At 26.9% G+C, this 14,875-nt stretch carries 16 protein-coding genes; all 16 read left to right on the top strand.

Going from position 1 to position 14,875, the window contains the following annotated elements; genetic code table 11:
* The first annotated feature begins 126 nt into the window (after positions 1–126).
* The 16 genes from KGF50_RS08375 to KGF50_RS08450 all read left to right on the top strand — a co-directional run bounded on the left by KGF50_RS08375 (position 127) and on the right by KGF50_RS08450 (position 14,788).
* On the top strand, positions 127–1,368 hold the full coding sequence (locus tag KGF50_RS08375; RefSeq protein WP_227847637.1) for a ParM/StbA family protein: 1,242 nt from the start codon (positions 127–129) through the stop codon (positions 1,366–1,368).
* A gap of 17 nt (positions 1,369–1,385) precedes the next feature.
* Positions 1,386–1,832, top strand: coding sequence for a hypothetical protein (locus KGF50_RS08380; protein ID WP_227847638.1), 447 nt, complete (start codon positions 1,386–1,388; stop codon positions 1,830–1,832).
* Between the two features lie 465 nt (positions 1,833–2,297).
* Positions 2,298–2,858 carry a hypothetical protein gene (locus tag KGF50_RS08385; protein WP_227847639.1) on the top strand — a complete coding sequence of 187 codons (561 nt, stop codon included), beginning with the start codon at positions 2,298–2,300 and terminating at the stop codon, positions 2,856–2,858.
* 142 nt (positions 2,859–3,000) lie between these two features.
* Positions 3,001–3,912, top strand: coding sequence for an NUMOD1 domain-containing DNA-binding protein (locus KGF50_RS08390; protein WP_227847640.1), 912 nt, complete (start codon positions 3,001–3,003; stop codon positions 3,910–3,912).
* Between the two features lie 191 nt (positions 3,913–4,103).
* The gene (locus tag KGF50_RS08395) at positions 4,104–4,733 is read left to right on the top strand and encodes a sigma-70 family RNA polymerase sigma factor (RefSeq protein ID WP_227847641.1); all 630 of its coding nucleotides are present in this window, start codon (positions 4,104–4,106) and stop codon (positions 4,731–4,733) included.
* Entirely contained in the window at positions 4,733–5,047 is a 315-nt protein-coding gene (locus tag KGF50_RS08400; protein WP_227847642.1) for a hypothetical protein, read from the top strand. Before KGF50_RS08395 ends, KGF50_RS08400 begins: the two co-directional genes overlap by 1 nt.
* Before the next feature lie 26 nt (positions 5,048–5,073).
* A complete protein-coding gene (locus KGF50_RS08405) occupies positions 5,074–5,316 on the top strand; it encodes a hypothetical protein (RefSeq protein ID WP_074178603.1) in 243 nt (80 codons plus the stop codon).
* Positions 5,317–5,328: 12 nt separating this feature from the next.
* Positions 5,329–5,586: a hypothetical protein gene (locus KGF50_RS08410; protein WP_227847643.1), complete on the top strand. Its 258-nt coding sequence runs from the start codon at positions 5,329–5,331 to the stop codon at positions 5,584–5,586.
* A 16-nt stretch (positions 5,587–5,602) separates the two neighbouring features.
* Positions 5,603–6,049, top strand: a complete 447-nt coding sequence (locus KGF50_RS08415) for a hypothetical protein (protein WP_227847644.1) — start codon at positions 5,603–5,605, stop codon at positions 6,047–6,049.
* 61 nt (positions 6,050–6,110) lie between these two features.
* Positions 6,111–6,443, top strand: coding sequence for a PrgI family mobile element protein (locus tag KGF50_RS08420; protein ID WP_227847645.1), 333 nt, complete (start codon positions 6,111–6,113; stop codon positions 6,441–6,443).
* A gap of 21 nt (positions 6,444–6,464) precedes the next feature.
* A complete protein-coding gene (locus tag KGF50_RS08425; RefSeq protein WP_227847646.1) occupies positions 6,465–9,077 on the top strand; it encodes an ATP-binding protein in 2,613 nt (870 codons plus the stop codon).
* A gap of 25 nt (positions 9,078–9,102) precedes the next feature.
* Positions 9,103–11,100, top strand: coding sequence for a hypothetical protein (locus KGF50_RS08430; RefSeq protein WP_227847647.1), 1,998 nt, complete (start codon positions 9,103–9,105; stop codon positions 11,098–11,100).
* Positions 11,101–11,144: 44 nt separating this feature from the next.
* Positions 11,145–12,947, top strand: coding sequence for an NlpC/P60 family protein (locus KGF50_RS08435; protein WP_227847648.1), 1,803 nt, complete (start codon positions 11,145–11,147; stop codon positions 12,945–12,947).
* Between the two features lie 231 nt (positions 12,948–13,178).
* Positions 13,179–14,150 carry a hypothetical protein gene (locus KGF50_RS08440; RefSeq protein ID WP_227847649.1) on the top strand — a complete coding sequence of 324 codons (972 nt, stop codon included), beginning with the start codon at positions 13,179–13,181 and terminating at the stop codon, positions 14,148–14,150.
* 81 nt (positions 14,151–14,231) lie between these two features.
* Complete coding sequence (locus tag KGF50_RS08445) at positions 14,232–14,528, top strand: hypothetical protein (RefSeq protein WP_227847650.1); 297 nt, start codon at positions 14,232–14,234, stop codon at positions 14,526–14,528.
* Positions 14,529–14,584: 56 nt separating this feature from the next.
* Positions 14,585–14,788 carry a hypothetical protein gene (locus tag KGF50_RS08450; RefSeq protein WP_227847651.1) on the top strand — a complete coding sequence of 68 codons (204 nt, stop codon included), beginning with the start codon at positions 14,585–14,587 and terminating at the stop codon, positions 14,786–14,788.
* The last annotated feature ends 87 nt before the right edge of the window (positions 14,789–14,875 follow it).

The following is a 14,875-nucleotide window of genomic DNA, read 5'->3' on the forward strand; positions in this document are numbered from 1 at the left end:
ATATATAAGTATATATAATTATGTAATTTATATATTTACATAATTTACATAATTTACATTGAATTCATAGATTTTCTATAATATAATAACTATGTAAAGAATATTTATTTAAAAGGAGATTTAAAGATGGATAAAGTTGATGTTCTAGATACTAAAGCAAAGACAATGGTAAAAACTATAAATTTAAAAGTTGGAAATGATACTGGTAACAGTGAACATGATATAGTAATATCAGATTCAAGTGGAAATGATATTGAACAAATATGCCAGCCTAGTGTAATATCAAAGGTAAGAAAAAGACCAAATTTAGAATCTATTGATGAAAAATATATGATAGAAAATATAAGTGATAATTTAATTGTTGAAGTGCTTTCTGATGAAATAACTCCAGGTATTTTTTTTGTTGGAAATTATGCTCTTAAAAGTGGAGAAAGAATAAAAAGTATTGAGATTGGATTAGATAATGATAAAGCAAATAATGATGTTGTATTTATAAGTACCTTAGCTCATATTGCAGGGTTTGCGGTAAAAAAAGCCTACAAAGAAGGAACTTTGGCTGATGAAATTAATGTTAATGTGGAAATGGGATGTTCTTTACCAATAGGTCAATATAATAATAAAGTAGCAGAATTATTTGAAAGCAGATTTATGGAAGATAAAAGTATTGTAAAGGTAGTTACACCTAAAAAATCCATTGAAGTTAAATTGAATTTTGATTTTGTACATACTATACCAGAAGGTGTGACAGCATCATTTGCTCTTAGTGAAATGGATGATAGTATATTTAAATCATATAATGATGTAAATGAAGAAAAACTAAATAAAGAATATTTCAAAACTAATAGAGTGTTACATATTTCAATAGGTGAAGGAACTACAGAATATCCAATTACTAAAGGTATTGCATATGAACCTAATTATATAAAGGGCTCTAATAATGGTCTAGGAATAGCAATTGACAATTCTTTGGATGAATTTATAGAGTTAAAAGGAATGACGAATTGTTCTAGACAAAAGTTTAGTGAAATAATTAGAGATAAAAAGCATAAATATTATGAAGATGCTTTAGAAATTCTTGAATTTCACCTAGAGCCACAAACAGATGCAATTTATAATAAAGCAAAAACAGAGCTGGAAAGAGTAAATAATGAAATTGATATAATTGTTGTTTATGGTGGTGGAAGTATACTAATGAAAAATGGATTAGAAAACAGATTAAAAAGATTATGTAAAAGAGCTGGTATAAAATTATTGTATATTGATGAGAAGTATGCAGTTACTTTAGAGTCTAAGGGATTATATAATCTTGTAAACTCAGCATTATGGCAAATTTTAAAGAAAGATAGATTAGCTTCTTTAAACAAATAATTTTTTAGGAGATAAAAATGTCAAAAAATAATTCAGAAGTGAAAAAAACAAAACTAGTTTATATAGACCCTCAGATACATTCTTTACTAAAAGCAGAAGCAATGATAAATAATGCTAGTATAAAGGAAACACTTGAAAATATTGTGAGAAATTCAGTTAGTGATATGGCTAAGATGATAGTTAATGGTAGCCCTTCTAAAACTAATAATCAAAATAAAGTATCAAATGAAGATGATAAAAAAGGTATTGAATCTTCTAGTGAGAGTATAGGAGAATTAGAAAAAGAACCTAAGATTGAAGATGAAATAATAGAAGATATTCCAGAAGATGTATCAAATGAAGATGATAAAAAAGGATATGAATCTTCAAGTATAGAAGAATTGGAAAAAGAACCTGAGTCTGAGAAAAAGAATGAAATAGTAGAAGATATTTCAGAAGATGTATTAAATATCTATAGAAGATAAAAATATTTTCATAAAACAAAGAAAAGACTATAGTTAATATAGTCTTTTTTTTCATTTTATGAAAATATTGTTTGAAAAATTTCGACTAATGTTATAGAATATGCTCATAAGATGCATTAAAAATTGCATTTTTTGGAAATTAAAAAGTAGCCATTTCACAATAAAGGGCTACTTTAGGATAAAAATATAGCTCACATCAAAAAAATTTAAACTTTTTCCTTAAAAAACAAATAAAATATATAATACAAAATCAATAATAGTTTGAAATATAATAATTTCAATTACAATTAAAATATCAATCAATAATTTAATTATAAAAGTACAGTTTGAATAAATTTTTATCTTTAATTACGATAAAATCAAGTCACCCAAAATTGTGAAATGGCTACTTGAGAAGAAGATATTTATGTGTATAATTGAGGTTATTATCAAATGAATTAATTGAATTTGGGGGGAGAGAGTATCATGATGAAAACAGCTGACATTCAAAAAAGCACTACAGAAAAAGGCAACTCTAGAAGGAATTCAGATGAAAGGGAAAAGCAAAGATTAGACAATGTAAATTTGAAATTAAATCAAAGGAAATATGAAGATGATGAAGACTGTAAAGATAAAAATGATGGTATAGCTGAAATGATAAAAGAGACATTTATTATTTGCTCATTTCAAAATGATATATCCTATTTTGTTAAAATAAGGGTTGATCGTATAGAGCATTATAAAAATATAAGTAAATTAATAGGCATTGAAAAGGCTAATTTATTAAATCCAGAAGATAGTATAATAGAAGAGCAAAAAAAAATATTATCTGTATTCAACCTTCAAGAAAGATATATAAAACTAAAATTATCCTTATCTCCAAGATTAAAGGAGTTACTTACATATATGGAAGAAATAAAGGAAGAACCTCCAGCAAAATATATTTGCTATGAAATGGATATAAGTAGACATAGATTAAAGTCATTATTAACAGAAATCTTTGAACAGATTGATGAAATTTATAAAATTTATTTGGAAATTTCATAAAAAAAAGCTAGTTTACTCTATTTATTGCTAGTAAAATATATATTTTTCACTTTTATAAAATTTTGATTGTTTTTTTTAGTTTTAATATGTGATATTTTATACATAAGGGAAAAGCTATGTCAAAAAATAGGGGAGTATATTTTTGAGAAAAGTAGAAAAAACGGAAAAAACAGAAGTAATTGCATATTATTTGTCAGAATCTAAAAAGGGAAAAGTAAAAATTAGTGAAATGGCAAATAAGTTTAATATAAGTGAAAAAACTATAAATAATTATATTAGAAAATATAAAGTGAGTAAAGAAGAAATAATTAATTATTATATAGAAGAGTCACATCATAGAAGAGTAAAAATTAGTGAAATGGCGAATAAGTTCAATATGAGTGAAAAGACTATAAATAATTATATTAAAGATATTAAGGTTAAAAAGTCAGAAATAATTAATTACTACATTAAAAAGTCTGAATATGGAAAAGTAAGAATTAGTGAGATGGCAAGAAAGTTTAATGTAAGTGAGAGAACTATAAGTAATTATATTAAAGACTATGAACCTGAAATAAAAAACGAATTATATGATAAAGTTAATGTATTCTTTTTTGAATACAAGATGAGTATATCAGATATCCAAGGTATGCTAAATCTAGATTTTGATACAATAAAAAAAGTGTTATGTAAAAATGAAGAAAAATATAATTCTGAAATACAAAGGAGAAGAGAAGAAAGTCAAAATAGAAAAAAAGAAAGGAATAAGATCTATAAGAAATCGGCTAAATGTTATAATGAAAAAAGAAGTGAAGAAATAGCTATAATGGCTAAATTAGAAAGAGATCAAAAAATTAATGCTATTAATATGTCAGTAAAACAAAGGACTACAGATGGTTCTATAGTAATGATGAATATAAATCATTATGAAGTGAAGGCAAATAAAAATAAAGATATATTTTTAGTTCTTAATAAAGAAACAAGAGAAATGGCCACAAAAGATTTACCAATTCGGATAAAGTTAACTAGAGACATGATGGAATATAAAACTTATGAAAAAAATTTTGCAGAATAATTACCTAGTATAATAGTAGAGATTAACTAAATAACAGAGATAAAAAATAGACACCTATTAAGGTGTCTATTTTTTTATAAGACTGGAGGTGAAAGGTATGATAAAAAAATCATGTTATAAAAATGTAGACAGCAAAAAATATAAAGCTAAGTTTATCTCCACAAATAAAAAATTAAACACAGATATCATTTATGATAGAAAAAAATAGAGAACTTATTATGAGATATAGAGCTGGAGATAAAAGCTGTCTTGAAGAATTAATAAGTAATAATCAAAAATATATTTATAAAATGATATCTAAATATACAGTTAAAGATTCTTATGTAGAAGATATATTTAATTCTGCATTAATAGGATTTATAACTGCTATAAATAGATATGACATTAAAAAAGAAGCAAATATTTTAACATATGCTAGAAAGTATATTGAAAGCGAGATATTTGAACAATTTAGGATTTTGACTGTAGATTGCTATATTCCTAAAAAAAAATATCGAAAAATTGTTAGAGAGAATTCAAATGGAGCTTTAGAAAAAGATAACTGTTTAAAAAAATCATTTAACTTAACAAACGAATCAATTTGTTCGAATTTAATAAAAAATAATGAAATTGAAATGAGGATAAATCATTTAGAATTGAAATCAGCCATGTCAGAGCTAGACGAGCTTGAAATGAGAGTAATATTTTATCTTTATATAGAAAAAAAGAATTATAAAGAAATAGAAAAAAAATTAAAAATAAATCTAAACAAAATAAGTTATATAAGAAAGAAAGCATTAACTAAGCTACAAGAAAAGCTGAAGCAAAAGGAGGTGGTTTAATGCACAATAGTATTCTTTTTCTAACAACTGGACTTAGTAATATTCCTGATGTATCAACAGAGGAAATGACTAATAAAATAAATGGTGCTGTAGGAGAAGTTGATGCACTTGTATCAGGTAGTTTTTATAATATAGCTGTAATTGCTTTTCTTATAGTTCTTGTTATATTTATTTTGTGTGCAACAGTGCTTAAATCAAAGTTTGCTGTTAAAGCAGCAGCAAGCATGGGGTGTATATTTTTAGCGATAATTTTATTTTCCATGAGATTCCAAATAATAGGATGGTTCTCTCATATTGGTAAAGGTGGATTATAACTGAAAAGAGAGGTATATCTACATAAATGTTAATGGTCAAAGAAGCTAAAAAACTAGTTAAAGATGAAAATGGTGATGTTAAAATAAAAACTATTTTCATTATTGCTAAAAATATAAAATTCTTGGGCTATACTGTGGCACAATTAGTTAATGCAAAACCAAATGAGGTTGTTTTTCTTGATACTAAGCCAAATGAAATCATGTTTACTAAAGAAAAGGTTATATCAATTTATAAATGTTCTGTAGATGACTTGATTGAAAATATATAGGTGGTGATTTAATTGTTAGAAGTAAGAACTGATGCTTTAAAATTTACAAATTTATTTTTATCAGTTGCTAAAAATCCAGTTGTTGTTATTGCTTTAGTCTTAGCTGTAACTGGTTTATGTTATGCAGGAATTAAATTAATGACTTTGAACAGAGCAGACGAAAGAGCGGAAGTATTACAAAATATTAAGTTTACAGTAATAGGTGTTATTTTAACAGGTGTATATTTTCCAATGATTGGATACTTGGCAACACTAATTTTAAAGGATTAGAAAGGAAGTAATAAAAATGACAATAAATAGAATAAAAGAATTATTTTTAAAACAAGATGTTTTACTAGATTCAACAGAAATAACTGAAAATAAAGATATATTATTTAAACATAAATTTATTAAGTTGAGTGGAATTATTACAATGTTAACTGGATTATATTTAGTTAGTAACAATAGGATTGTAAATCTATTCTTAGTTCCAGGACTATCTGGGATTCCATCCTCTTCAGCAGAATCAATAGGAGATCAAATTATTCCTACAATTCAAAAAATAGCTCAAGTAGGTGGTGCTGTTACTGCACTTGTAAGTTTATGTATAGCAGGAATTTCATTAATGGTGTCTAAGCGTCAAGAACAAAGACAAGAATCTATGTCTAAGATAATGAATATAGCTGGTGGAATAGCTGTAATTGGGTTTGCAGCATCAGCAGTAGGTTTCTTAACTGGTTCATTCATGAAATAACTTAGTTAAAAGGTTTAAGGCTCATGCTTTAAACCTTTTATTTTTTATAAAGGAGGTTTATATGACTAATTTTCAAATACCTTTCGACTTAAGCTTTGAAGATAAAATAATTGGTGGAAAGTTATCTTTGCGTCAAGCCATCTGGTTCTCTGTTCCAGTTGGTTTTTTTATGATGATAATACAAAGACCACAACTATTCGTTAATTACTTAGAGAATGGAGCAACAACAGTAAATTTTCTAAACATTTTAATGATATTTTTCTTTGAAGTTTTTATGTTGGCAATATCTAGTACATTCAGTTTTGTAAGGATAAATGGATTATATCTAGATTCATATGTACTACTTAGAGTTAAGTTTTTATTTAGAAAAAAAGTAATAAAACATTATGAATAATCTAATGAATAGGAGGTTTCTATGGATTTTAAACAAAAGACAACAACGTATGATTTGATAGACCAAAAGACTGTTAAGAAAATGAAACAAGATAAAAAGATAAAACTCATGGATGAAATTATAGGAATTCAGGAAGTTTTAAATAATACAATAATAAAAAGTAAGTATGGTTATTCTGTGATATTAAAAATTTCAACGACTGATGTAGCATTATTGTCTGAAGATGATATAAAACAATTTGAAAATGTATTAATATCATATAGTTTTGGTCTGAATTTTCCTATTAAATATGCTCGTAGTAATAAAAAGCAGGATTTTAAACATTACAAAGAATTTATAGATAAAAAAATGGACAATAATGAACCAAGTGATTTCCTTAAAAAATATAAAGAAGAATTGTACAATGAATTTTCTGCTTTAGAAAATGGAATTTATAGTGACACAAAATATAATTATATCTATATTGTAACTCCAAATCATCCAATTCAAGAAAGAGCTTTAAAAGAATTACAAGGAAAAGTAAATTATGTGGTAAGAGCTTTGAATGATACCAATTTCAGAGTATCTACAGTTAAAGGAATTGATATTATAGAATTTTTCCACAATCAATTTAATAAAGGTAAAGATTTTATTGTAGAAGATTTGATAGAAAAAGGCATATTTTCAGAGTATGTAGAAGGGTTAGGGATTTCAAGAAAAGAACATGAAGATTATAATGATGATATTAGTATCTTATCTGAAGAAGATTTAATAAAAGTTGAGTCAACGGAAAATTTAACACCAGAAGAAGAAAAAAGGCTCGTAAAAAATAGGAAAAAAGACAAAAAAAAGAAACAGAATAAAAAAGATGAGCAATTTCTAGAGATAGGCAGATTGACTATATATGATATTATAAAACCTAATATTTTTGAAGAAAAGGAAGACTACATAAAGCTTGATAGAAACAATTATATAAGAATGTTGTCTATTCAATCATTTCCTAAAAATATGAATATAAGCACATTGAACAATTTGTGTTGTATAGAAAATATGGAGCTATTATCAATAGTTAAGAAGCTTGATGAAACTACTCTTAGTAAATCCCTGAAAAATCAATATTCAAAGATAATGTCAAATATACATATGGAGTATAAAAGCACTGGAACAGTTGATTATGATAAGAGAGAAGCTGCTAAAAACATAGATAATTTGAGAATGTTAATAGAAACCAATTCAGATAAACTATATCATACTCAGAATTTAATGAAGTTGTGGTCAAATGATCTAGCTGACCTAGAAAATAAGACAAGTATGCTAATAGAAGCATGTGAAAAAATCGGAATAATTGTGAAGGTCTTATTTTATGACCAAAGAGATGCATTTTTGACAACTCTTCCATTCAATTCTTTTAACTATATGCAAGATAAAAGGAATATGACCACTGGAGGAACAGCTTGTCTAGTGCCTAGCGGATGTACACATTTAAATCATGTAGAAGGAAAATATATTGGAAGAAATGAGCAAACAAATTCTACTTTAATTTTAGATAACTTCTTATGTCAGAAAAAGCACATAAAAGAAAGTGAGTTATACTCAAATCCTAATTTATATATTTGTGGTAAGCCAGGTTCAGGGAAATCTACATTTATGAAAGTTTTTATGGGTAGAGGAGCGTTACTTGGTGAGTGGAACGCAGTATTTGATATGGAGAATGAATATGAGAAGATAAATAAAAAATTTGGTGGCAATTATCTTCATATAAAAGCAGGAAGAAAAATTGGTATAAATCCTTTGGAATTATCTGTTGAAGAAGATGAAAATGGAAGAAGAACTGTTCCAATTTATGAAAAAATGGTTGAAATAACTAATCTTATAAACAACTTTATAAAACAATATAGAAATGGAAAAGGATTAGTTGGCACAGAAATAACAGGAGTGCAAGATGCTATTAAAAAAGTTTACTCTGATAGAGGAATAGGTATAGAGCCAAATTCATTAATGGAAAATAATAAAAAGAAAAAGTTACCAATACTTAGTGATTTAAAAGCTACTATGGAAAAGAATGAAAACCTTGATGAAGTATCTGATATTATGCAACTAATAACTGGTGATGGTGTAATGGCTATGTTTGACTGTGAAACAAGTGAAGAAATATCTAGATTCAAACGAAAGAAACTTATTGTTTTTTGTTTGAAACAGCTTGATGAATTTAGCAAGTTTTTTGCTATGACTACAATTTTAAGCTGGTTATGGGGTTTATTTTCAGACTGGAAATATAAAGGTATACAAAAAAATGTATGGATAGATGAAGGTTGGAAATTTGCTCAACATGAGGCTAGTTTGGCTCTACTTGAAGATTTCTCAAGAAGAGGAAGAAAATATTGGATAAGTCTAATTATAAGTACACAAGCAATTGGAGAATTCTTAACTAAAGAAGCTGGTAAGGCAATAATAAATCTTTGCTCTACAAAAATAATATTTAAGCAAGATGCGTCACTTGCAAAGGAAATAACCAAGTTTTTTGGACTTCCAGAACAGGCTCGGAAAAGAATACCTTCATTTTCAAAGGGACAATGTATACTTGTTACAGAAGTTGGAAACATCTTAGCTCAGATTGATTTATTCAACTTTGAAAAAGAGTTTGCAGAGACTTAAAATATGAAAATGGAGGATTACTAAAATGAGTGAACAAATTCAAGCTTTAGTCGATATACTGCAATATGCAGGAGTAATACTTATTACAATTAGTTTAGCGATACTCATATACAAGCTAATAATATATAAAAATGACTATGATAAAAGGACCATCTTAATGCAAGGAACAACAAAACTGGTATTAGGAGCTTTAATGCTAGGTCTTATGCTAAGTTTAGCAGGTTTCTTACAAGATATAATTGTAAATATGGGTACAACAGGAGGCTCTGAATTTAAATCATCAGAGCTTAATTTTGTTAAAGATTTAGAAGATGAAGATAGTTTCCTTGCAAATGGAATAGCTTTCTTATTAGATTCTGTAACAAAATTTATTTTTTCTGGAGATGGATTTGTTCAAGAAAAATTACTTGGGACAAAAACATTAGAAGAATTAATATTTGCAAAAGATTTAAGTATATTTACAAAAGAGCAATGGTCACATCTAGTTTTTGGATATGGAATAGTTCAAAAAGTAGCTTATGTCTTGCTTATCTTAATGGTGTTCTTTACAGCTGTAAGAGTTATAAAAGGTTCAGTTGATGAAAGACAAGATGTAGATACAAAGGAAAGCTTACAAAGATGGGTTTTTGTTTGTCTCATAATAGCAGGAGGTCCAGTTTTAGTTAATGGGATAATAGTCTTTTCCAATTTCTTAACATCAATTTTAAATGAGTCTTTTAGCCATGTAACAATGTCTAATTCTATATTAGATGAACTTAAAACTGGAAATGTTTTAACTACAGCGATAATAAAAGTTTATTTTGCTTATTTAACATTGAGAGTAAATATTGTTTTTATGGTTAGAACATGGGTTTTAGGGATTATGTTTGTTTTCACACCTATCGCTTCTGCTTTATGGGGAATTAACAAGAACATAAATGCATTTGAAATTTGGTTTGGAGAGATATTAAGTAATTCAATAACAGGACTATGTTACTCTATAGTGTTTGTAGTATTTTCATTGTTTTTCTCAGCAACTTCATCGTTACTATTTATTTTAATAGGTCTTACCTTAACTATAAAATTATCTGATGTTTTAAGAAACTCTGTACAGGGATATTTTGCTAAATTATCTGGAATAGATGAATATGGAGAAGCTAGAAGATTTACAAAAGGGACTCTAGGAGCAATATCAGGTATGGTAAAAGCGTTCAAGGCTTCTACAGCAGGAACAGCAGGAACATTAGAAGCTTTAGAAGGTCTTATGGGACATGGAGACAAAGAAGGTAATTTTAGTAAAATGGCAAAAATGGCTGATAGAGCAATAAATGGTGGAATAGGAAATAAATTTAATAGAGGAAATGATCCTGCCGAGGAACAAAATAGATATGATGCAGATATGAAATCAAGCTATGGTGATAATATAGGCTTAGATGATAATATAAATTCTTCTGATGATAATAATGCAAAACCTTTAGATAATATAGAAAATGAATTACCAATAGATAACGATCCATTAGAAAAAAATAGTGATAATAGTGATGATGAGTATAACTTTGGAATGAATAAACTAGATAGTTCAAAAGATGGAAATGAATTAAAGAAGAATATAGAAACTATTCCAGACAAAGAACCAGACATTGCGTTTAAAAACCCTAGTAACGCCGAAAGAGCTGTTCAAGGTATGTTCTTCAATAATTTATCTAAGAAAGATAGTTATGGCAATAAAGATGATGGAGTTATATTCTCTGCAATAAATGATAAAAGAAATATGGGACAAGTAGAGTCAGCTAGAATTGATACAATCAATTCAATCGCTGGAAATATAATGGAGAAGCCAGGTAATAATTTAGATATAACACAAGCAACTGGAAAAGCTGAACAAATTTTTGATACAGCTATGTTTAATAGCAATGTAACTGAACCCGATAAAGAACATTTTTATGAAAGTGTTTCAAAAGGGGATATAGATAGTGCATCTAAATTTTTAGCAAGTAGTACAAAAGACAATAGCATAGATTCTTTACTTAAGGACAGTTTATAGAGTTAACATAGTTAACTTTTTTATTTAAGGGGAGGATGAAAGCTTTGTTTGAAAAGGGATTAGAGTTAGTAAAAGGTATTGCTAAAAATAAATTTAAAAAGTTAATGTTTAAAATAATGGTTCCTTATGGTGCTTTTGTTATATTAGTATTAATACTATTATCTGCAACATTTGAATTATTTACAGGTGATAAAATAACTCCTAACTTATCTTCTGAAGAAACTAAAGAGGTTCAAACTTATATAGATGAAAAAGTAGCACAATACACATCTAAAGACTATTATTTTTTAGACAGTCAACATTTATTAAGAGCTGAACATGTAGAGAAATATTTAAGATTTTTAGTAAGTAACAGTCAAGTGTCTTCAAAAAGTAGTGTTGAACAATTAAAGAAAAAAGTTGATGAAATAGTGGACAAAACATTAAAACCTGATTTAAAATATTCAGAAGCTCAAATAATAACAAGACGTTTTTATAAAGAAAAAGTTGGTGAAGGTAATGATGAAAGATATGTAGAAAAGGTTGATGAAACTGTTGATACGGTATATTTGTTAGATTATGCAAACTCAATTTACAATACTAATAAATATACATATGAAATAAAAACAGAAACAACAATAATAGATTCTGATGAAAGAATAGAAATAACAAAACCAGTTTTAGCTTCACAGGAAGCTGAAGGAGAGCCATATGACCATTTTAGAGAAATATTAATCAAAGAAAATCATGTTGGTAAAAATGATGTTGATATGGTTATTGGGATGATTATAAATTCTGGTTCAGATAAAAAATGGAACTGGTTATTTGGAAATACACTTGCACCATATTATCCAGGTGGAGGTCAGTGGGGACAGCTTGTAGGTGTTCCGGAAGGATTAGCATCCTTCTTTGATGAGGCATCTCAACTAACAGGTCTTCCGAATTGGGTATTAGCTGGATTTGCAAAACAAGAAAGTAATTTTAATCCTAATTGTCAGTATGGAGGAGCATATGGAATAATGCAATTTCAAAAGTATGATACTGATGGAAGTGACATATGGGCTGAACATATGAGAAAAGGAATGGGTGATTTATTTAAACAAGCAGGATATTCTTTTTCCAGTTCAGAGCAAATGTGGGGCATATTTCTAAAAGATGCAAGAGCTCAAATTATTGCAGGTGCATTTGAAGCAAGATTCTATTTTAACTATGCTTTATTTAGATTAGAAAGTATGACAGGAATATCTTGCCCAAATAAAAAAAATTATAATACTAATGAATATGTTAATCAAATAAAGTGGGATAGTGATGAAAATGACCCTAAATTTAAAGACCTTTTGAGAAGAGCATTTGTACTATATAATGTTGGACAAGGAAGAGGTATGTCTATAAATTTAGATAAAGCTCCTTATGATTATCCAAATAAAGTTTATCGCTATGCTATAGAATTTAGAAACACAAGCATATCAGGAGGTTCTAGTTCTGCGAAGGTTAATCAAATTATATCAATTATGAGAAAACAACTCGGAAAGCCTTATCTTTGGGGAGCAACTGGGCCGAATAAATTCGATTGTAGTGGTCTTATGGTATATTGTTTCAATCAAGCAGGAGTTAAAGGATTACCAAGAACATCAGCAGCACAATGTGCAGCTTCAACACCTGTATCACGAGAACAATTACAACCTGGAGATTTTGTATTTGTACATGAAAAAGGACAATCATTAACAAATCCTTGGAATGTTCACCATGTTCAGATGTATATTGGAGGAGGTAAAATCATAGAAGCTCCAGAATCAGGCAAAACTGTTAGAATAACAGATATGAGAGAAGGACCAGTGAGTTATGGTAGATTTCCTGGTTTAAAATAAATTATTTAGTTTAAAAGGTATTCCAACTATGGAATACCTTTTTTGTTAATTATAAAAAACTGAGGTGATTAATTTATGTTTGTTGCTTTAACAATAGCTATAGCTTTTTTAGGAGTGCTTATTTATGCTTCTGTTTTAAGTACTGAAATATCTTTAATTCTTGATGAATTGGATGAAGGAGATATATAAGTAAATGAGTAAAATTAATTATAATTTTGGGGGGGAATTTTAATGAATTTAGTATATAAAATGAATAGTGAAATAGAAAATACAAACAAGATGTCTGCAAAAGATATTATTTATACACAAATAAAATTAGGTAAAAAAATAATACTAGTAAATACAGAGTCCACAAAGTTTAATGATATGAAAGATATTAAATTAGTACAAATTGACAAGGATAAAGAAATAATAAACCCATTACAAATTTATTCAACAATAAAAGGTTTTGATATATTTTCATTTGGTACTCATTTAAAAAAGATACGAAGAATGTATTGTATTTTAGCAAGCGAATACACAGAAGAAGAATTAACTAGCTTAGATATATTACTAACTAAATTTTATGAGTACTTTGGAATAGATATAAAAGAGTGTACAAAATATAAAGAAAATGAATACCCTATTTTATCTGATTTTATAAATTATTTAAGATATATAGAAGGAACACATAGAATGATAAACTGTATGCAATCTCCTAATAAAGAAAAGGTATTTGAAGTATTTAAAGAGCTAAATAATATTAAAGACATATTAAATATAAGAATAAATGTTATAGATACAATTATTTCAAAGCTTAATAAAATAATAGATAATTATGGATATTTACTAAATATACATTCTAATACAAATCATGTACACAATAGTGAATTTATTGCTTTTAATAAATTAAGTTTATTTGATGATGAAAAAATATTAGGTGTCCTATTAATAAATATCCTTACTTTTATTAATGAAAATTATTTATCTGGAGAAAAAAATGCTGAATATTTAATTGTTTTTGATAATTTAAATGAAATATTTTCTTTTGATAAAGCAAGTATAGGAGATATGATAACATCTTACCTTGGCGAAATATTAAATACAGCAGATCCAAATTTTATAAGTTTTTTATTTATAAAGACTAAGATGTCAGTTTTTTTTTACTTTAAAGATAAATTTTCTCTTATTAGTACACAAGATAGAGAAGATTTTTTAAATTAAGGTTAAATGAGTAATATGAATTATAAAATAAGTGGACTAGAATATTTATTCAATAAGTAAGCACTTGAAAGGAGAATAATTATGAGCATTAAAAAAAAGAATTCTATAAATTTTGTATCTGAAAAAATGGATAGTATTATATATAAATCAAAGGGATATATTTCAGAAAATATTAAAGATATAAAGAAAGGTAACTCCTATGAGCGGTTTAAGAATGGTTTTCTTTTTATATGTCCTATTGTTATAATACTAGTTTCAGTTGTAATAATATTTGATTTGATACAGCAAAGACGATTTTATGATGCTATTAGTATATTAATTCCTTCATTGATTCTTATTTTAATTTGTGAATTATTTAAGCAGATAACTGATTTATAGTTATATTACCATTTGATTAAAAAATAGAATTATAAATTATTGGAGGACGATAAATCATGAATGATGATAAAAAAACAGTTAAAGAAAACACATCTAATAAACGTAGTAGAAGTGATTATATAAAAATTGTTGTTCTATTAATCTTTCTTATGGTTTTACCATCACTAGCAGAACCTACATTTGCTAACATTGTGGGGGTACAAATTTTTTTAATATTATTTTTCATAATAGATATATTAATGAAGAATGGTAGTAGATAAGATACAATCCATAAAAACATATATGTATATAGAGGTATATGAAAGTGAGATTGTATATGACATCTAATGATAGATGTCATATACAGG

This window comes from Clostridioides sp. ZZV15-6598 (assembly GCF_020657705.1).
GTDB classification, from domain to species: Bacteria; Bacillota; Clostridia; order Peptostreptococcales; family Peptostreptococcaceae; genus Clostridioides; species Clostridioides difficile_F.